This is a genomic window from Novosphingobium sp. FKTRR1 (assembly GCF_020404405.1).
Taxonomy (GTDB): Bacteria; Pseudomonadota; Alphaproteobacteria; order Sphingomonadales; family Sphingomonadaceae; genus Novosphingobium.
The window spans coordinates 249,243-268,305 of the sequence record NZ_JAIZDA010000003.1; the positions used below are offsets into that span (position 1 = coordinate 249,243).

Below are 19,063 nucleotides of genomic sequence, written 5' to 3' on the forward strand. Positions count from 1 at the left end.
ATGGCCATGCCCCAGGATATCGGCATCATCGACTGCATGTTGGGCATTCCCGATGCCGAGGACCGCTCCGAATGGTTCGCGGCGTTCCGCCCGCTGATCAAGGACGCGCAGACCTTGCAGCAGTTCGCGATGCCCGCGCAGTACATGTTCAAGGATATTCCCCAGTCAGGCCAGCAGGATGATTACCTGCGCTGGGTGGTGGAACAGATGGACAAGCACGGCATCGCGCGCGCGCTCGTCGGCTGGAACGACAACGACAGCTCGCGACGGGCCAAGGCGCAGTACGCCAACCGCTTCTTTTTCGACCTGCCGGTCGATCCCAACAAGGGCATGGAGGAAGTGCGGCGGATCAAGCGCATCCATGCCGAAGTCGGCTTGTCGGCGGTCAGTTGCTTTCCGGCCGGAACGCTGCCGCAAGTGGCGATCAACCACAAGTACATGTTCCCGATCTATGCCGCCTGCGAGGAACTCGGACTGCCGATCCTGCTCAACGTCGGCATCCCCGGACCCCGCATCCCGATGGAAACGCAGAAGGTCGAACACCTTGACGAGGTGTGCTGGTTCTTCCCCGAATTGAAGGTCGTGATGCGCCACGGGGCCGAGCCGTGGGAGGCGCTGGCGGTCAAGCTGATGCTCAAGTGGCCGAACCTGTATTACTCTACCAGCGCCTTTGCCCCGCGCCACTATCCCAAGGCGATCATCGATTATGCCAACACGCGTGGCGCCGACAAAGTGCTCTACGCCGGGTATTTTCCGATGGGGCTGAGCCTCGACCGGATCATGGGCGACATGCCGCAAGTTCCGTTCAAGGACGAGGTTTGGCCCAAGTTCCTGCGCGACAACGCGATCCGGGTTTTCAATCTAGCGTGATTTTCAGGTGGAGTGCTCCGTTATGTCCAATGCTGCGACCGATGCCCGCACCCCTCCGGTGGCGGTGTGGCAGATCCTCGGCAACCTGAAAGGACAGGATCTGCGCGACTGGCGGCTTGCCGAGACCAAGGGGCGCGCTTCGGTGCAGGAGCGCAACCTCGATATCGGGTTTCCGTTCGGCTGGTATCCGCTGATCCTGTCGGCCGACCTCGCTGTGGGTGAGGTCAAGCCCTTGCGCTATTTCGCGCAGGATCTGGCGATCTGGCGGGGGGAGGATGGCACGGTGCGGATGCTCGATGCCTATTGCAAGCACCTTGGCGCGCATATGGGCCATGGCGGCAAAGTGCATGGCAACCTGCTGGAGTGTCCGTTCCATGCCTGGCGCTATGATGGCGAGGCCGGGAACGTCACCGACATTCCCTATGCCAAGGCCATTCCCCCGCAAGTGAAGCGCAAGTGCACGCGGACCTGGCATGTGGTCGAAGCCAATCGCTGGATCTGGGCATGGTACCACCCGCAGGATGAGGCTCCGCTGTGGGAAGTGGTGCATCTGCCCGAATGCTCGGATCCCGCATGGACCGATTTTGAGGTTCACGAATGGAATGTGTGGGGCTCGCTTCAGAACATGGCCGAAAACGGCGTCGATGTGGCGCATTTCCGCTATATTCACGGCACCGCGAATGTGCCGCTGGGCGAATTGCGCTGGGGCGACTGGGGGCGCGGTGCCGATGTCCGCGCCAAGATGGGCACGCCGTGGGGCGAGGTGGATGGCTGCATCAGCTATGACACCGTCGGCCCCGGCCAAAGCTGGACCCGCTTTACCGGGATATCCGAGACGCTACTGGTGGCCTGCATCACGCCGGTGGAACTCGATCACGTCCACGCGCGGTTCTGCTTCACCCAGCCGCGCGCGCAGGCCGAAGGCGAACGTGCGGGTGTGGCGCGCGCCATCATCCGCGATATCTGCAAGCAGTTCGATCAGGACAAGGTCGTTTGGGACCGGCAGAAGTACGAACCGAACCCGATCATCTGCGACGGCGACGGCCCGATTCCGCAGTTCCGCAAATTCTATTCGCGTTACTATGCATGACCCGGCGGGCGGTGGCTTGATCCAAGCCACCGCCCGGAGCGATCAGGCCACCGGTTCTTCCGCGACGAAGCCCGGCCATCCGGCCATGTAGGCGATGAACGGCGGGTGCAGCCCTTCGTCGGCAAGGTGCTGGCGGCTGACGGGCAGGGCCGGGGATTGATAATCCGCGTCGCGCCTGACCCGCTCGGGAAAGTCGTGGCGCAGGATCGCGGCGCGGCCGATGCTGACAAAGTCGCAACCTGCGTCCAGCACCGCGCGCGCGGCCTGACCGCTCATCACTTTGCCAGCAGCGCCAAGGCGCACCGTGCCGCGCGGCAGTTCGGTGAAGAAGCTCATCAGCGTGCGCCCCTTGCGCGCTTCGTTTGCCGGTTCCTTGGCATAGTCCCACAAGGACATGTCGAGGTAGTCGATCACGCCTTCGCGCATGACGTTTGCCGCGACGGCGATCACCTCATCCAGATCCTGGCCAAAGCGTTCCGGTGACAGCCGCAAGCCGATCTGGAAGTCCGACTTGCAGGTCGCGCGGATGCCGTCGATGATCTCGAACACCAGACGGGCGCGGTTTTCGGGGCTGCCGCCATAGCGGTCCTGCCGCTGGTTGCTGACCGGCGAGAGGAACGCGGCAAGGATGTAGCCGTGCGCGCCGTGGACCTGCACGCCGTCGAACCCTGCCTTGTCGGCGCGCCGCGCCGCCGCGATGAAATCGTCGCGCAGCCGCTCGACCTCATCAAGCGTCAGCGCGCGGGTGCCGGTAGCGGCATCGTCCGATGGGCCGACGGGCGTGCCCACCAGATTTGCCGGTGAACGATAGCCAGCGTGGTGCAATTGCACCGATGACAGCGCGCCCCGCTTCGCAATCTCGGCGGCCAGTCGGGTAAGCCCATCGAGATGCTGGTCGCCGAATATGCCGATCTGACCGGGAAAGCCTTGCCCGACCGCCTGAACATGCGCCGCAGCCGTCATCACCAGACCAAAGCCGCCGCTTGCGCGTCTGGTCAGCCAGTCGAACTCGCCGTCGGACAGCGTGCCGTCGGCGTTGCTCTGCTGGTTGGTCAGCGGAGCCAGCATCAGGCGATTCTTCATCGCCGCGCCGTGCGAAAAAGTCAGCGGTGCGAACAGGTCGGTCATCGGCAACGGCTCTCTCATTTCGGGTTCAATTTGGGCCTTATCGCCTGATCATCGGCTTTCGGCGTCAAGGCCGCGCAGATCGTTCACGGTGGCGATGGGGCCGATGGCGGCATTGTACTTGATCGACTGCAACACGAATTCGGTCTCGACCTCGCGAATGCCGTCAAGGGCCAGCACTTTGTCGGTCACGGCCGCGCCATCAGCAAGGCTGGGCAGAATGCACACCGCGACCAGCCGCAAGGCGGCATTGGCATCGTAAAGCGCGCTGACTTGCGGCAGGCCGAGCAGCCCATCGCGCACCTGATCGAGCTTGCCGCTGGCGCATTTGACGGTGATGAACATCATGTGCTGGCCGTTGTCGCCCGGCTCGTTGATCCGCGCGATGTCGATGATCGGCATCAGCTTGAGCAGGCCGGCATTCTGCAGCCGCCGCACCCGTCCGCGCACGGTGCCTTCGGTCACGCCCAGATCGGCCGCGATCTTGCGAAAGCTCAGCCGTGCATCGCCCGCCAGCATCGTGGCGATCTCCCGGTCAAGCTGGTCGGTCGACGGATAGGATGGAGTTTCGGGCATCATCGCGGTTCGAGCGGTCCGACGGTGGGGTTGTAGCGATAGACCGAGTTGATCAGTTCGACGTCGACATCCTCGACCCCGGCGATGCCCGCCGACACATCGCGCGCCGCCTCGATCATGTCGCGGGCATTGCGAAAGGCGTGAAGGCAACTGACCGGATAGCGGCCCGAGGTGATATGGACAGACAGCACATCGTCGCGCGCGGCCAGTTCGTGCGCCACGTCGCTTGCCGGACGGCCGCTGATCCGCAGGCGGATGCGCGCCAGCAGCCGGTAGCCATGGATCCGGAAATCGGCGAGCGCGACCACGCGCATCGCGCCTGCGGCATCCATCGCCCGGATGCGGTTTGCCACCACGTTGCCCGACAGGCCGAGCTCCTCGCCGATGGCGGTGCTTTGCGCGCGGCCATCGCGGGTCAGTGCCGCGATGATGCGGTGATCGGTCTCATCAAGTGTGGCAGCGCGCTGGCGTCGTGCCGGCAGTTCTTCGCTCAACGTCTTCCCCACAAGATCGCGGCCCGTGCATCAGCGTTAGGGTATCGGACGGTGCCGGGCAAGGACCGCCCTTGCGCAAACGGCGGCAATCCTGCGCAAAAATGGCTTCACCCGACGATCCCGGCAAAGCCTCTCCAGAATGAGGCTTTTCCCACTGTCTTTTTGGGCAATGCGTTCTTATTCTGATTACAAGAGACGCAAATTCAGCTTACGAAAAAATAAATGCATCGCTTGCGCAGTGATTGATTCCAACATTTGCGCATGGGCCGAACGGGAGAATGTTTATGGCGATTTCCGCAGCCACGCTCGATCTGGTGGCGGCGCGTGGCGATGAAGGGCGCAAGGCTCGGCGTCTCGCCGATGATGTGGTCAAGGCGCTGATCGCGGACGGCTTTTTCCGCCATTTCACGCCCGCGGCCTATGGCGGCAGCGAGGGGCGCCCGCAGGACTTCTTCCTCGACCAGATCGCCATTGCCGAACGTGACATGAGCACGGCCTGGGCGCTCGGCATCGTGGCAGTCCACAATTACCAGATTGCGATGATGGACCCGCGCACGCAGGCCGAAGTCTTTGCCGATGGGCCCGATGCGCTGATCTCCAGTTCGTACAATCCGGTCGGCGCCAAGGCCGAAAAGGTCGATGGCGGGGTCATGTTGTCGGGTCGGTGGGGTTGGTCGAGCGGGTCGCTGCATTGCAACTGGGTGCTGCTGGGCGGCGTGATCCCCGAGGAAGGCTATCGCACTTTTCTGGTTCCGCAAAAGGACTACCGGATCGAGGATACCTGGTACACGATGGGGCTTCAGGGCACCGGATCGAACGATATCGTGATCGATGAGCCGGTGTTCGTGCCAGATCATCATACCCACCGCCAGATGGACGGCTTCAACGGCGTGCATCATCAGGGGCCGGGCATCTACGATCTGCCGTGGGCGCAAGTGTTCATCCGCGTGGTCAATACCAGCGCGATCGGTGCCGTCCGCCATGCGATCACCCTGATGCGCGAGCGGGTGGGGCTTGGCAGCACCGACATGACCAAAAGCGCCACCGATCCCGACGTGCTCGACCGGATCGCGCGCGCCTCGATCCTTGCCGAAGAAGCGGCGGCGGTGATGGTCCGCGCCTATGACGAGATGGAAGCGGTGGGATGGAAGCCGTCACTGCTCGACCGCGCGCGCTATCGCTATCAGGCCAGTCTGGTGGGTGATCGCTGCATCGAAGCAATGGACTTGCTGATGGATATCGCGGGCGGCCGGTCGGTCTATGCGGGCAACGCCTTTCAGGACTTGTGGCATGATGTGCGCATGGCGCGCGCGCACGTGGCCAACAACCCGGTGGGCTTTGCGCGCAACTATGCCAACATGCTGATGGGCGGCGAAAACAAGGACTTGTTCCTGTAAACGGAGCAAGTCCCCGATCGCCGCCTAGGAGAAATAGGCGCCGCCGTTGACGGTCACGGTGCTGCCGGTGGCATAGCTGGCGTCATCGCTGGCAAGGAATGCCACCGCGCCGGCCACTTCATCGGGCGTGGCAAGGCGCTTGAGCAGGCTGTCGGCGGCAACCTTGTCCTTTATCTCCTGCGGCAAGGGGGCATAGATCGGGGTCTCGGTCGCGCCCGGATTCACCGCATTCACGCGGATGCCGCGCGGGGCAAGTTCCACCGCCTGCGCGCGGGTCATGCCCAGAACCGCAGCCTTGGCGGTGCAATAGGGGATCGGCCCGTTGCCGGCCAGCGCAGCGGTCGAGCCGATGTTGATGATCGAACCGCCGATGCCTTGCTCTGCCATCAATCGCACCGCCGCGCGGGTGCAGCGGAAGGCGCCGTTCAGGGTGACGTCGAGCACGCGCGCCCAGCCTTGATCCTCGCAATGGATGGTCTGGTCCACGGGGGTGGCCGGATCGTTCGCCTGTGCGGCTTGCGCGGCGTAGTATTTGTCCATGCCATCGCCCGGTGCGCTGCCGATCCCGGCGTTGTTGACCAGAATGTCGACCCCGCCGATGGCGCTGGCGACTCGCGCGAAGGCTGTATCGACCGAGGCCGTGCTGGAAACATTGCAGGCAATGCCGACATGCGGCGCGCCGAGCACGGCGCCAGCGCGCTCCGCATCCAGATCGAGCAGTGCGACGACAGCCCCTTCGGCGGCAAGGCGTCGGGCGATGGCCGCGCCGATACCCTGCGCGCCCCCTGTGACGACGGCCCGCTTGCCATCAAGTCGCCTGCCTTCGGGATGCCTGCCTTCGGGGCGTTGGGAATGGTTGGTCATGCCGATCAGTCCTCAACCTCGGGCCGCCAGGCCACGCCGTTGATGTGCCCGCCGCCATCGACGTAGAGCGTGTTTCCGGTCATGTAGCTGCTGCCTGCGCTGGCGAGGAACACGGCCACCGGCCCCACATCCTGCGTCGCGTCGCCAAAGCGCCCGACCGGAACCTGCGACAGGATCGCGGCGGCCATTTCGGGGTTGGTATCGAAATAGTCCTTGGCCTGCGGGCTCAGCGCCGAGGGGCAGATGACGTTGCAGGTGATGCCGAACGGCCCCCATTCGACCGCCGCCGTGCGGGTGAGCGCGCGGAGCGCCTCCTTGCTGGCGTTATAGGCGACGGTGAACATGTGCGCGTTGACACCGTTGAGCGAACCGATGTTGATGATCCGGCCGTGCTTTTGCGCCTTCATCACCGGAAAGGCGGCGCGCATCGCCCAGAACGCCGACCAGTAATTCAGGTCCAACGATCCGGCCATGTCGGCGTCGGTGTGGTTTTCCAGCCGTTTGGGGAAGCTGCCGCCGGCGTTGTTGACAAGAATGTCGAGCCGACCGAGCTGCTCGACCGTCGCGGTCACCAGCGCATCGACGGCGGCCGCATCGGTCACGTCGACGCCATGCGCGAAGGCACGCACCCCGTGGGTTTCGCGCAGATAGGCGGCTTCGCGCTCGGCTTCCTCGATCCGGCGTTGCGCCAGCACGATATCGGCCCCGGCTGCGGCAAGGGCGCGGGCGATGCCCTGACCCACACCCTGACCCGCGCCGGTCACGAGCGCGGCACGGCCACTAAGCTGGCGATCCATTCGGTCTGTCCTTCCTTGCGTCCGCGATTCTGACGGACGGTTGCCATTTGCGTTATTATCTAGATATGAAAATACGCAAACACAACAAGGAAGGGGGCTTTTAGGCTGAAGTGGTCAATCTCTGGCGGTGATTGTTGCTCATTCAGTCCTGATCGGCGGGTATCGCCTGCAGCGAGGTGATCTTGGCCATCTTGGCATTGTACTTCATCGTCTTGACCGCGATCGAGGTTTCGACGTGGTGGACGCCCTGAATGACAAGAATCTGGTCGGATGCGATCTCGACCAGCGCGTCGAGTTCCTCGATCAGGCACATGGCGGTGATGTTGAACTGACCCATCGTGATCAGGACGGCATTGATCTGCGGCAGCTCGCTGATCGCGCGGGCGACGTCGCGCACTTTGTCGACGTCGGCCTGAACGTTGATGAAGGCCAGTCGCGATTTGCGCGCCATTTCAAAGCCGGTGACCGCGGTAAAGGCGATCAGCCCGTCCTGCTGCAACCGCTTGATGCGGCCGCGCACGGTGCCTTCGGTCACGCCCAGTTCGGCGGCGATCTTGCGGTTCGACACGCGCGCATCCCGCGACAGCAGGTCGATCAGCTGGTGGTCGAGTGTATCGAGTACGGGAGTTGGCACGGCGATCAGTCCCTGTCTTCGATCGGAGCGACTTCGAATTGATACTTGATGATGTCCACTACGATCGCGGGCGTCAGCGAGCGGATGCCGCGAACCGTCGACAACTTGTCGAGCAGCAGCGTCGACAGATCGTCGAAGTCGTGAAGGGCGACCAGCATGTCGATATCGTACCGCCCGGTGACGATGTGCGCGGCGAATACCTGCGGCAGATCGGCCAATTCCTGCGCCACTTCGGACGCCGGGCGCCCGTCAACCTCCACCGCGATGCGCAGCAGGAAGTTGAACCCGTGCGCGCCGAAGTCCGACACCGCCACCACGCGCAACTGGTTGGCATCCTCCATCCGCTTGATGCGGGTGGACACGGTGGTTGCGGTCAAGCCCAGCTTTTCAGCGATTTGCTGGTTGTTCGCCCGGCCATCCAGACGCAATTGCGCAACGATGTTCACGTCGGTCGCATCGAAGTTGAAGGTTGATGTCATATCGCTCGCTGGCATGGGTTTCGAATACCTTCGGGATTTGCGCATGCTGGGCGCGGGCGTCAACCTCATTGTTCCAGTGAAGCGGCGGTGAAGCGCCGGGTCGAAGCCTCGGCGATCACTTTGGGTTCGACCTTGCGGTCCTTGATCGTGTAGCGGCCCATTCTTGATGCATCCCCGCGCTTATTGGTTGTTCTGGTCGCGCAGATCAGGCGGGGACCGGGGTTGCGATCATGCGGACCGCTTCGGCAGCGCCCCGGATCGCCCCTTCGATGTAGCCGACGCCGTTGGCATCGCCGATGGTGTGCACGTCGAACCCTGAGGCCTGCAGCGTTTCGGCGAGCGCAAGATCGCCCTGCGCGCCGCGCGCCACGATGACGCTTGCCGCCGGGACCGATTGGTGCGTCCCGTCGGCGGCGGTGAAGGTGACGACATCCTTGCCGATGGCGATGTCGGATACGCCCGCGTGCAGGCCCAGGCCGTGCTCTGCCAGTTCGGCAAGCAGGCGCATGCGGCGCACCAGCGTCAGCCCCCGGCCAAGGCGCGGCGCGTCATCGATGACACTGACCGTGCGCCCGCGTTCGGCGAGGAATTCGGCCAGCTCCAGCCCGACAAGTTCGCCGCCGATCACGGCGATCGTGTCGCCAAGCGGCATCCATGCATGGGTGGCCTTGCGCACCAGCGCCAGATTGGCCGTGGCGCCGGTAGCCGCGCCGACTTTGGTGGCAAGGCGCGTGAACAGGCCGGTCTTGCGCTTCAGATCGTCCGAGCTTTCGCCCAGCATCATGCGGCGCATGTCGTCTCCGGAAAAGACGTGATCCTGATCGTTGCCCGGGATTGGCGGCATGCCCCGCACCGCGCCGGTCGCGACGATCACGCTATCCACCTTCAGGCTGCGCAAGAGTTCCGGCGTTGCCGTTGTGGACAGGCGCACGTCGATGTCGGCCAGCCTTACCTCGCGCCGCAGCCAGTTGAGCAGGCGCTCGTTGGGTTCATAGGCAAGGCTGGCAAAGCGCAGCGTGCCGCCAAGCCGGTCGGACTTTTCGAGCAACGTGACTTTGTGGCCGAGCGCGGCAAGGCGGCGCGCCGATTCCATCCCGCCCGGACCGCCGCCGATGACCGCGATGTGCCGGGGCTTGCCATCGGCGCTGGGCGGCGTGCCCTGAAACTCGAAACTGAGCGAGGCATTGACCGCGCAGCGCGAGGGCTGGCCCATGTAGATCGCGCTGACGCACGTGTAGCAATAGACGCAAGGCCTTACGGATTCGGGTTCGCCCGCCCTCAGTTTGGCGGGCAGGTAAGGGTCGGCCAGCAGCTTGCGGCCCATGGCGATGAAGTCCACCTCACCCTTGCCGATGGCGCTGTCTCCGGCGTCGGCTTCGACGCGCCCCGATCCGATGACCGGGATGGACACCGCCGCGCGGATCTGCGCCGTGGCCGGCAGGTTGAAGCTTTCAAGGTGCGGAATGTTCGATTCCGAATGCAGCTTGCCAATGCCGGTATCGTGATAGGCGGTCACGGTGATGGCATCGACCCCGGCGGCTTCGACCAGTTTCGCGTTGGCGATGGCATCGTCGATCGTGATCCCGCCGGGCTTGCCGACTTCGCGCGAATCCAGCTTGATCCACACGGGGTAGTCGGGGCCGACCGCCTTGCGGACCGCGGCGATCACTTCCAGCGTCAGCCGCAGACGGTTCTCCCGGCTGCCGCCATAACCGTCGGTGCGGGTGTTGGTATAGGGTGAGGTGAACGACGACAGCAGATAGCCGTGGCCGCCGTGGATTTCGATCCCGTCGAACCCGGCTTCCTTGGCACGGCGCGCGCCTTCACCGAACTGCTGCACCGCCAGATCGATATCGGCTTGCTCCAGAACCTTGATCTCGGGCATTTCCATCCCCGCCAGCGGCGCCAGTTCCTCCATCAGGAAATAGTCGGTGAAGTTGCCTTTGGCCGGTGGCGGAACGGCCGGCCCCCACAGCGGATGCCCCCAGCGCCCATGCGAATAGCCCGCGACGAAGCCGCCATGGTGCAACTGGACCGCGATCTTTGCACCATGCGCATGCGCCCGGTCGGTCATCGCCTTCAGGCCGGGAATGAACGTGTCGTCCGAGATCGCGGTCTGCCGCATGGCCACCGCGCCGACCGGCCAAGCCACCCCGGCAACCCCCGAGATGATCAGAGCGGCACCGCCCTTGGCCTGTTCCTCATGATAGGCGATCAACTGTTCGCCGACCGTGCCGTCATCCTCCGACAGACTGACGCCCATCGCGGTCACGGCGATGCGGTTCTTCAACTCCATCGTGCCGATGCGACCGGGAGAGAGCAGGTGCGGATAGAGATTCGACATGGGCAACGTGTCCTGTGCTTGAAGGCGGTCAGCGGTGGCTCGCTTGCTCAGGCAGGCGTGGGCGTAGGGGTCCGGAAAACCGCATTTATCCTCTCAGATCGGCTTTTGATCTTGTCATTGCGTAACGAATGCCTGACTAGGTTACGCTAATGATGGGCGTAAAGCCAAGCCCCTTTTCCTGACGAAGCGGCAGGGGGCGCAAGCAACAAGGATTTTGCGATGGGGATGCAGAAGGCGCGTCTGGCTGGCAAGGCGCTGATCGTGGTTGGTGCGGGCACGGGGATCGGTGCGGCCACGGTGGAGCGCTTGTGCGGGGAAGGCGCGCGGGTCTGTGTGGCGGACATCGATCTGGCGGCGGCACAGGCCGTGGCCGCGCGGATGGCCGACGCCGGGTATCAGGCCTTTGCCGTGCCGGTCGACATTGCCGACGAGGCATCGGTCAATGGCGCCTTTGCCGCTGCGGTCGAGAGGTTGGGTCGGCTGGATGGCGCGCACATCAACGCCGCCGACATGCGCACGATCTTTGCCGACAGCGATGCGCTGGGCATTGATCTTGCGGTGTTCGATCGGACGATTGCGGTAAACTTGCGCGGCCATCTGCTGTGCACCCGCGCGGCCTTGCCGCATCTGCTGGCAGCCGGTGGTGGCGCGCTGGTCTATACATCATCGGCGGCGGGCGATGCCGGCGAGCCCGAGCGGCCTGCCTATGCGATGGCGAAAAGCGGGCTCAACGCGCTGATGCGCCATGTCGCCAGCCGCTGGGGCAAGGAGGGCATCACCGCCAATGCCGTGGCGCCGGGCTTCGTGATGACGCCCGAATTGATCGCCGGTGGTCAGGTGCCGCCCGACTGGATCGCGCAGTGCATCGCGCAGACGCGCAGCACGCGGCTTGGCAAAGTCGAGGATATCGCGGGCGTCGTCGCCATGCTGCTGTCCGAGGACGGGCGCTGGATCAACGGACAGGTGCTCCACATCAACGGCGGCACGCTGATGCATTGAAGGCGCCATGCGGAGCGCGCGCAAGTCAGCACGATTTGGCCAGCCATAACCCCAGCGGGTGATGTGTGCGCCTTTGGGCCGGGCCAAGACGCGATCCGACAACAAGATTTACCGGATGGGGATCGACAATGAGTGACAAGACCTCCGCGCCTGCTGGCGGGCTCAAGACCGTGATCGTCGGGGCCGGGATGGCCGGCATTCTGGCCGCGATCAAACTGAAGCAGCGCGGTGAGGACTTCGTGGTGCTGGAAAAGGCGGCGCGGATCGGCGGCACCTGGCGGGAAAACCGCTATCCCGGCCTGACCTGCGACGTTCCGGCGCACGCCTATACGTACTCGTTCGAGCCTTATGCGGAGTGGCCCGCCTATTACGCCAAAGGCCCCGAAATCCAGGCCTATTTCGAGATGGTGACCGACAAGTACGGCATCCGGCCGCACATCCGGTTCAACGCCGAAGTGACCGCGCTCGATTGGGACGAGGCGGCGAGCCAGTGGACCGTGCGCGTGGCCGGTGGCGATGCGATCGTGGCCGATGTGGTGGTCGCCGCGTCGGGCGTGTTGCACCACCCCAAGCTGCCCGACATTGCGGGGCTGGACAGCTTTGCCGGAACCAAGGTCCATTCGGCGCAATGGCGCGAGGATACGCCGATCGATGGCAAGCGCGTCGGCCTGATCGGCAACGGGTCCACGGGCGTGCAGATCCTGACCGCGATCAACAAGCGGGTGGACAAGCTGGTCCATTTCCAGCGCAGCCCGCAGTGGATCATGCCGGTGCCCTACTTCACCTACAGCGACGAAGAGCGCGCCGCCTTCCGCGCCGACCCCAGCCTGATCGACGCGATCCGCTACAACGACGAATACCTCGGCGCGATCAAGCGCTTCACCGACGGGATCACCGACATCGACGGTCCGCAGATGGCCGAGATCGAGGAGTACTGCCGTCTCAACCTTGAAAATTCGGTGCGCGATCCGGCCTTGCGCGAAAAGCTGCGGCCGAATTATCGCGCGGCGTGCAAGCGGCTGATCTACTCGTGGTGCTATTACGAGGAAGTGCAGCATCCGGCGGTGTTCGTCGAAACCGGGCGGATCGAACGGATCGAGCCTGCGGGGGTGCGGATGGTCGATGGCACCTTCCACGAACTCGACACGCTGATCCTTGCCACCGGTTTCCATGCCGACCGCTTCATTCGCCCGGCTGGCGTGACCGGAACCGGCGGGCAGACGCTGGATGCGGCGTGGGCAGTGCGGCCAACCGCCTATTACGCGGTCACCGTGCCCGGCTTTCCCAACTTCATCATGCTCAACGGTCCGACCGGGCCGGTCGGCAACTTCTCGCTGATCGACATCGCCGAAATGCAGTGGGCCTATGCCGAGCAACTGCTCGACCTGCTGCGCCAGCGCAAGGCGCGCGCGTTCGCCCCGACGGCAGAGGCGCACGCGCATTATGAGGAACGGCGGATTGCTGCGGCCAAGAAGACGATCTTCGGTTCGGGCTGCACCAGTTGGTATCTGGACGCCACCGGCGTTCCGGCAAGCTGGCCGTGGAGCTATGACGCGTTCGTCGATGCGATGAAGGCGCCGGTGCTCGAAGACTACGCGCTGTCGGCCTGAACCGGGCTGTCGGGGCCCGCGCCGGATTGTCGATCGGCGCGGGCGATCAACCCTCGCCCAGTTGGTGGGCGATGACCGCGTCGCTCATTCCCAGGCCACGACAGCAGAACCACGTGGCCTGCCGCGCCAGTTCCTCGTCGCTGACGCCATAGGGGCGTGAGGCGGGGGGCAGGGCGCTGATCGCCCCGATCATCGTGCCGACGTGTTCGGCGAACATCGATGTCGTGTTGACGTCCAACGGTTCGCCGGTGATCTCGCCCGCCGCTCGCGCCTCGACATTGGCCTGCTGCACGGTCTGCTGGTTGCGGCGCAGCGAGCGGCGATAGATCAGCGCGGCATAGCTGCCGTCACCCGCCAGACTGGCCAGCGTCATGCGGTGGCGGTCGATCGATTCAAGCTTGTCGCCTTCAAGCGCACAGGCGCGGAAAAATCCGTTCAGCGCCTTGACGATGCCGGCCGCGCCATGATCGCGAATGCCGACCTGTTCCCAGTTCTGGTCCTGCTCGACGAACACCTGTCGCAAGACCGCGCGATAGAGCGCCAGCTTCGACGGAAAGTGCCGATAGACCAAGGCTTCGGACACATTGGCTTCGCGGGCGATCTGGAGTGTCTTGGCGCCATCATAGCCATTGCGCGAGAACACCCGGCGGGCGGCGGCTACGATCTGGGTCCGGCGTTCGCTGCCGGGCAAGCGCTTCCTTGTCATGGGCACTTACTTACTTTTTCGGCCAATGCTGTCAACCGCACAAACCGTGGGGATGGCCAGTCCCGGGCGGTGGCGGCGACACTTACTAGCCAAATCCGGGCCAGCCAAATCCGGGCCAGCCAAATCCGGGCCAGCCGAATCCGGGGCGCTCGTCGGTCGGCTCAGTTGGCCAGAGTCGCCAGCATCGCGATAAGCTGCGCCTGACGATGAACCCCGGTCTTGGCAAAGACCGAGCGCAACTGCACTTTGGCGGTGTTGTGGGCGATGCCAAGCTGCCGCGCGGCCTCGACCAGCGTCAGTCCGGCGTTGAGCACGCAGGCCAGCCGCGCCTCGGCCATGGTCAGCCCCAGCACGTCGCGCAGCACTTGCGGATCAAGCCGCATATCGCTGGCCGGCCTTGCGAGGAACAGCGCCAGCGCGCCGGTGCCCGAATGGATCGCCGGAAGCGCCAGGGGCCGCGCGGTCGCCACCAGATCGCCGTGAACCGGGCGGTTGATGCGGAACCGCGTGACCCCGGCGCCGGCCGCGCCGTCCAGCGGCGAGAGCAGGGCATCGATCGTCTTGCGATCGGCCGTGGCGGCAAAGGCGATCTCGTCGCCCCTGCGCGAAACGCCTTCGCCTTCGCCCAGAAAGCGCTCGGCCAAGGCGTTGGTGCTGACGATCCGCCGCGCGCGGTCGAGCACGACCAGCGCCAGCCCCAGCCCTTGCGCCGCGGCATGGAACACGCCGCGCTGCGCCCCGGCAAACTGCAGCTTCTCGAACAAGTCGACCGCGATCCGCAAATGCGGGACAAGGCTTTGCAGCCGGACCCTGTCGTTGGCGGTGAAATCGGGCAGGCTCGCATCGCGGCTGACCCGCAGGCGCGCCTCGAACCGGCCGGGTTTGTCGCTACCGAACCGCAAGTCGAGGCCGAGCACTTGTTCGCCGCCTGCCAGTTGCAGATATTCGCGATAGGCCGGAAACAGCGCATCGGGGTGCGTGGCGGCAAATTGCGCCAGCGAGGTCACTTGCCCCTCGGGCAGATCGCGGAACGGATCGTCGGCAAAGAAGCTCGAGATGTAATCCTCGCTGAACTGCGGGTCGGCGCCGGGTGTGACGATGGTGCCCGGCTGGCGCTGGCCCGGAGTGGTCAGGATCACCGTGGCATAAGTCGACGCCATCCACCGCGCGAGCGCTTCAAGAAAGCTTTGCCACGGCGCCTCGCTGGCAATTCCGGCATAGAGCCGGGCCAGAAGATCGGAGCTTTCGGGATCGATCGGATCGCCCATGCCGACATGCGTATCCGCCAATGTCGGCATAGGCAAACCCGCAAGGTTCATCAGGCGGGGACGAATTCCTCCGCCTTGCGCGCTTCGGTCTGTTGCGCGCGGAAGTGCGGAATCACCTTTTCCCCGATGTTGCGGATGGTTTCCATGATGGTTGCGTGCGGAATGCCGCCCATCTGGAACATGAACAGGATTTCGTCCGCCCCGGCATCGATCAGCCGCTGGACATAGCGGATGCAATCGTCCGGCGTGCCATAGGCATCTTGCGCAATGGTATAGTTCGACACGTGTTCGTCGCCCACCGGAATGGCTTCCTCCGACAAGTAGGCGACGGTCGCCTGCTTGCCCTGCTCCAGCACTTTGGCGTGATCTTCGGCGCTCAGGTTTTCGTCCACCGTCGGCTTGGGGCCGCCCTGATACCAATAGGCGATGGATTCGGCGAAGAAGCGCTGGCCGCGCAACCCGATCCGGCGCGCTTCCTCGCGGTCCTCCAGAACCGTGGCGGCGCACAGGGCGGCAAGGTGCTCGGTCGGGCGGAAGCCGACCTGGTCCTCGGCCTTGCGGGTGCGGAAGGCCTCGCGATAGATCGCGTTCTTCTTGGCGATCTCGTCAGGGCCGGAAAAGCCCAGCACCAGCGCGCCGATGCCGCGCGATCCGGCCATGGTCAGCGTCGCTTCGCGGGTGCAGGCCATGTACATCGGCGGGTGCGGATCCTGATAGGGCTTGGGATGGATCGGCCGCTTGGGGATGGTGATGTATTCGCCATCATGCTCGATCTCGTCCTGCACCATGATCTTGGGGATCAGGTACATCGCCTCGTCGATCATCGGTTGCAGCGTCGACAGGTCATAGCCGAACGTACCCGATTCCTGCTGCGTGCCGCCCTTGCCGACGCCGAAATGCAGCCGTCCCTTGGACAGGATGTCGAGCGTGGCGATCCGCTCGGCCACCTTGACCGGGTGGTTCATGCCCGGCGGCAGGCAGACGACGCCATGGCCGACATGGATGCGGCTGGTCGCCCCGGCGATGAAGGCCAGCACGGTCTCGGGCGCCGACATGTGGGCATATTGCGTCAGCGCGGTATGCTCGACGCACCAGATGCAATCGAAGCCCATCGTTTCGGCGTACTTCGCCTGCTCGACGATCTGGAGGAACACGGCCTGCTCGTTGGCCCGGCTGGTGTCCACCATCTGCGCTTCATAGATGATCGAGAATTTCATCGCTTCACTCTCCCGTATCGACCCTTGCCCGCTGCGATCGGAAGTCCGGCGACGCCCGATCGACTATGGTCATTTGCCCGAAAGGGTAATGCGCGCGGTGGACGGCGCATGACCCGAACGGGTTATGCCGCCGCCGGTCGATTCAGGCAGTCGCTTCAGGCAGTCGCTTCAGGCGCTCGCTTCAGGCGATTGACTCGGGTCGGTAGGTTTCTATAAAGTAAGTGAATACTCAATATCTGGTCCCGCAAGGCATCAGAAAACAAATCGTGTCGGGAAGGATCGGTGGCTGTGACCTTGGCTTCAAACGCAGGGCTCCGTTGGTTTCACGGACATGAAGGGGAGCCGGATCATGCCAATTGACCCTCAGATTGTCGCAATGCTTGCCGCAATGCCCGAATGGCCGGGGGTCCGTCATGTGCCCCTCGATATCTTGCGACAGTCCGTGCGGGACAGCTCGATCGCGATCCCCGCAGCACAAGATGCGGTTGTGGCGCATACCGAAGATCGCACGATTTCGGGGCCCGGAGGGTCCGCTGATGAAGCCACCTTGCCGATCCGCATCTACACGCCGCTTGGTGAGGCACCGTTTCCGGTGGTCGTTTACATGCATGGCGGCGGCTTCGTCGTCGGCGATCTGGATACGCAGGACATGATTGCCCGCGCATTGTGTGCCTGGAGCGAGAGCATCGTCATCTCGGTGGATTACCGGCTCGCGCCAGAACACAAATTCCCCGCCGGAGTGGATGACAGCTTTGCCGCATTGCAATGGGCCGCCAGCAATGCCGCCACCATCGGTGGCGATCCGGCCCGGCTTGGGCTTGCAGGCGACAGCGCCGGGGCCAACATCGCCTGCGCCGCCGCCCTGATCGCCCGCGACGCTGGTGGACCGGTCGTGCGGGCTGTCGTGAACATCTATGGTTCCTGCAATTATCCCGGCACTGCAACACCGTCGGCAGCCGAATTTGCCGATGGTCCGATCCTCAGGGCTGACGATGTCTTGTGGTTCTGGGAACAGTACCTGAGCGACCCGTCGCAGCAGGACGATCAGCGTGCTTCGCCGTTGCGGGCAACCAGCCATGCCGGTCTGCCGCCGCATTTCGTCGGGACGGCCGAATGCGATCCCACCCGAGACGATGCCGAGGTCTTTGCCGGCAAGCTGGTCGAAGCAGGCGTGGTTACGCAGCTCAAGCGCTACCCGGGCATGGTCCATGGTTTCGCATCATGGGTAGGATTTTTGCCCGGAGCGCGCGCGGTGCTTCAGGATGCCAGCGCGTTTCTCAAAACACACTTGTCCGACTAACATCATCAATGGGGTTTTCTGATGGCGCATGACGCAAAGGTATTTGGCGACGGGGTCGCCGTGATCACGGGTGCCGGTTCGGGCATTGGCGCAGGTCTGGCGCGCCGGGCCGGTGCGCTCGGCATGGTTGTCATGGTTGCCGACATTGACGAAACTGCCGCGCAGGGCACGGTTGATCAGATCGTTGCGGCTGGCGGAAAGGCGGAACCGGTACGGGTCGACGTTTCGCGACCGGAAGAACTCGACCGACTGGCCGAGCTTGTCTTTGACCGCCATGGCGAAGTACGGTTGCTGATCAACAACGCCGGGATCGAGACGGTCGGCTACACCTGGGAAGTGCCGACGGCGCGCTGGGAAGCGACGCTCAACATCAATCTGCACGGCGTGATCCATGGCGTGCGCGCTTTCGTTCCGCGCATCATCGCGACCGGCAAGGAAGCGTGGATCGGCAACCTGTCGTCGGTCGGCGCGTTCGGCATGATGCCCGCCCAGACCGCCTACACCGTGACCAAGCACGCGGTGCAATCGTTCAGCGAATGCCTCTATCTCGAGATGGAGCTGAAGGCACCGCAAATCCACGTGTCCTCGATCATTCCGGGCATGATGAAGACCAACATCTTCAATGCCGGCGCGGGCAGCGACGTTGCGGGCGATGAGCCGGACAACGCACGCGGCCACCGCCAGCGCATGTTCGAGATGATGCGCGATCACGGCATGGATCTGGACGAAGGATGCCGCCTGTTCCTTGAGCAAATGGCCGAAAACAAGTTCTGGGTCCACAGCCAGCCCGAAATGAGCAGGGACATCATCGCCGGGCGCATCGCCTTTTTTCAGGAACAGAAAGCGCCGGTACTGGCCGAAATGGTTCGCCACATCGTCGCCGATTGAAGCGGACGGGCCCAGCCTTGCCTGCCATCCGCCCACAAAAAAGCCCTCCCCCGCTCGGGGGAGGGTTGGGTGGGGGTAACCGCCCTCTCCGGACACAAAAAACCCGCACGCGGAATTCGCGCACGGGTCTGGGCCGGGTGGCGAGTCCGGTTAACGCCGCTGGCAGGTGGGGAAGGCGCGGACGGGTGCGGTCGGCGCTGGTTTGGGTTCTCGACGCGGGTTTGTGCGAATGGCGAAAGTGGCGCGTAGAGGGACCAAATTCGCTCGACCCTGACGGGCACGCAGGCACCGGGGCGGGCTCGCGCTCTTGCCGGACTACCTTGCGGGCTTGGGGCCCGATCCCACGGCGGAAGTTAGCGGTTCCGCCGTTCGTGCCGCGAATGCGGACGCCTCCGTCCTGGGGAA

The 19,063-nt window shown here is 64.2% G+C and carries 18 protein-coding genes; 7 read left to right on the forward strand and 11 right to left on the reverse strand.

Annotation, left to right across the window (positions count from 1 at the left end; genetic code table 11):
- Complete coding sequence (locus tag LDN95_RS04830; RefSeq protein ID WP_226016510.1) at positions 1 to 870, forward strand: amidohydrolase family protein; 870 nt, start codon at positions 1 to 3, stop codon at positions 868 to 870.
- Between the two features lie 22 nt (positions 871 to 892).
- Positions 893 to 1,960 carry a Rieske 2Fe-2S domain-containing protein gene (locus LDN95_RS04835; RefSeq protein WP_226016511.1) on the forward strand — a complete coding sequence of 356 codons (1,068 nt, stop codon included), beginning with the start codon at positions 893 to 895 and terminating at the stop codon, positions 1,958 to 1,960.
- 42 nt (positions 1,961 to 2,002) lie between these two features.
- On the opposite strand, the gene LDN95_RS04840 is transcribed toward LDN95_RS04835, so the two are convergent.
- The 3 genes from LDN95_RS04840 to LDN95_RS04850 are packed head-to-tail and all read right to left on the reverse strand — an operon-like array spanning position 2,003 to position 4,155.
- Positions 2,003 to 3,088: an NADH:flavin oxidoreductase gene (locus LDN95_RS04840; protein ID WP_226016512.1), complete on the reverse strand. Its 1,086-nt coding sequence runs from the start codon at positions 3,086 to 3,088 to the stop codon at positions 2,003 to 2,005.
- 48 nt (positions 3,089 to 3,136) lie between these two features.
- The gene (locus LDN95_RS04845) at positions 3,137 to 3,664 is read right to left on the reverse strand and encodes an Lrp/AsnC family transcriptional regulator (protein WP_226016513.1); all 528 of its coding nucleotides are present in this window, start codon (positions 3,662 to 3,664) and stop codon (positions 3,137 to 3,139) included.
- On the reverse strand, positions 3,661 to 4,155 hold the full coding sequence (locus LDN95_RS04850) for an Lrp/AsnC family transcriptional regulator (RefSeq protein ID WP_226016514.1): 495 nt from the start codon (positions 4,153 to 4,155) through the stop codon (positions 3,661 to 3,663). The genes LDN95_RS04845 and LDN95_RS04850 overlap by 4 nt, the downstream gene beginning before the upstream one ends.
- Positions 4,156 to 4,439: 284 nt before the next feature.
- Here LDN95_RS04850 and LDN95_RS04855 point away from each other — a divergent pair, with 284 nt between their 5' ends.
- Positions 4,440 to 5,552: a flavin-dependent monooxygenase gene (locus tag LDN95_RS04855; RefSeq protein ID WP_226016515.1), complete on the forward strand. Its 1,113-nt coding sequence runs from the start codon at positions 4,440 to 4,442 to the stop codon at positions 5,550 to 5,552.
- Positions 5,553 to 5,576: 24 nt separating this feature from the next.
- Here the strand turns inward: LDN95_RS04855 and LDN95_RS04860 are convergent, their stop codons facing one another.
- From LDN95_RS04860 to LDN95_RS04880, 5 genes are all read right to left on the reverse strand, one after another.
- A complete protein-coding gene (locus LDN95_RS04860) occupies positions 5,577 to 6,416 on the reverse strand; it encodes an SDR family NAD(P)-dependent oxidoreductase (protein ID WP_226016516.1) in 840 nt (279 codons plus the stop codon).
- Between the two features lie 5 nt (positions 6,417 to 6,421).
- Positions 6,422 to 7,213 (reverse strand): SDR family NAD(P)-dependent oxidoreductase, encoded by a 792-nt coding sequence (locus LDN95_RS04865; protein WP_226016517.1) that lies wholly within the window; start codon positions 7,211 to 7,213, stop codon positions 6,422 to 6,424.
- Between the two features lie 142 nt (positions 7,214 to 7,355).
- Positions 7,356 to 7,847: an Lrp/AsnC family transcriptional regulator gene (locus tag LDN95_RS04870; protein WP_226016518.1), complete on the reverse strand. Its 492-nt coding sequence runs from the start codon at positions 7,845 to 7,847 to the stop codon at positions 7,356 to 7,358.
- Positions 7,848 to 7,852: 5 nt separating this feature from the next.
- Positions 7,853 to 8,341, reverse strand: coding sequence for an Lrp/AsnC family transcriptional regulator (locus tag LDN95_RS04875; protein ID WP_226016519.1), 489 nt, complete (start codon positions 8,339 to 8,341; stop codon positions 7,853 to 7,855).
- Between the two features lie 190 nt (positions 8,342 to 8,531).
- Entirely contained in the window at positions 8,532 to 10,670 is a 2,139-nt protein-coding gene (locus LDN95_RS04880; protein WP_226016520.1) for an NAD(P)/FAD-dependent oxidoreductase, read from the reverse strand.
- Positions 10,671 to 10,889: 219 nt separating this feature from the next.
- On the opposite strand from LDN95_RS04880, the gene LDN95_RS04885 reads away from it, so the two are divergent.
- Together LDN95_RS04885 and LDN95_RS04890 are read left to right on the forward strand one after the other, a co-directional pair.
- Positions 10,890 to 11,669: an SDR family NAD(P)-dependent oxidoreductase gene (locus tag LDN95_RS04885; protein WP_226016521.1), complete on the forward strand. Its 780-nt coding sequence runs from the start codon at positions 10,890 to 10,892 to the stop codon at positions 11,667 to 11,669.
- A 128-nt stretch (positions 11,670 to 11,797) separates the two neighbouring features.
- Positions 11,798 to 13,279: an NAD(P)/FAD-dependent oxidoreductase gene (locus tag LDN95_RS04890; RefSeq protein WP_226016522.1), complete on the forward strand. Its 1,482-nt coding sequence runs from the start codon at positions 11,798 to 11,800 to the stop codon at positions 13,277 to 13,279.
- A 46-nt stretch (positions 13,280 to 13,325) separates the two neighbouring features.
- On the opposite strand, the gene LDN95_RS04895 is transcribed toward LDN95_RS04890, so the two are convergent.
- The 3 genes from LDN95_RS04895 to LDN95_RS04905 form a co-directional block, all read right to left on the reverse strand.
- A complete protein-coding gene (locus LDN95_RS04895) occupies positions 13,326 to 13,985 on the reverse strand; it encodes a TetR/AcrR family transcriptional regulator (protein ID WP_226016523.1) in 660 nt (219 codons plus the stop codon).
- A gap of 161 nt (positions 13,986 to 14,146) precedes the next feature.
- Positions 14,147 to 15,253, reverse strand: a complete 1,107-nt coding sequence (locus tag LDN95_RS04900; protein ID WP_226016524.1) for a helix-turn-helix transcriptional regulator — start codon at positions 15,251 to 15,253, stop codon at positions 14,147 to 14,149.
- 50 nt (positions 15,254 to 15,303) lie between these two features.
- Positions 15,304 to 16,470 (reverse strand): LLM class flavin-dependent oxidoreductase, encoded by a 1,167-nt coding sequence (locus tag LDN95_RS04905; RefSeq protein ID WP_226016525.1) that lies wholly within the window; start codon positions 16,468 to 16,470, stop codon positions 15,304 to 15,306.
- 349 nt (positions 16,471 to 16,819) lie between these two features.
- Here LDN95_RS04905 and LDN95_RS04910 point away from each other — a divergent pair, with 349 nt between their 5' ends.
- Positions 16,820 to 17,770, forward strand: a complete 951-nt coding sequence (locus LDN95_RS04910; RefSeq protein ID WP_226016526.1) for an alpha/beta hydrolase fold domain-containing protein — start codon at positions 16,820 to 16,822, stop codon at positions 17,768 to 17,770.
- 21 nt (positions 17,771 to 17,791) lie between these two features.
- On the forward strand, positions 17,792 to 18,658 hold the full coding sequence (locus tag LDN95_RS04915) for an SDR family NAD(P)-dependent oxidoreductase (protein ID WP_226016527.1): 867 nt from the start codon (positions 17,792 to 17,794) through the stop codon (positions 18,656 to 18,658).
- The last annotated feature ends 405 nt before the right edge of the window (positions 18,659 to 19,063 follow it).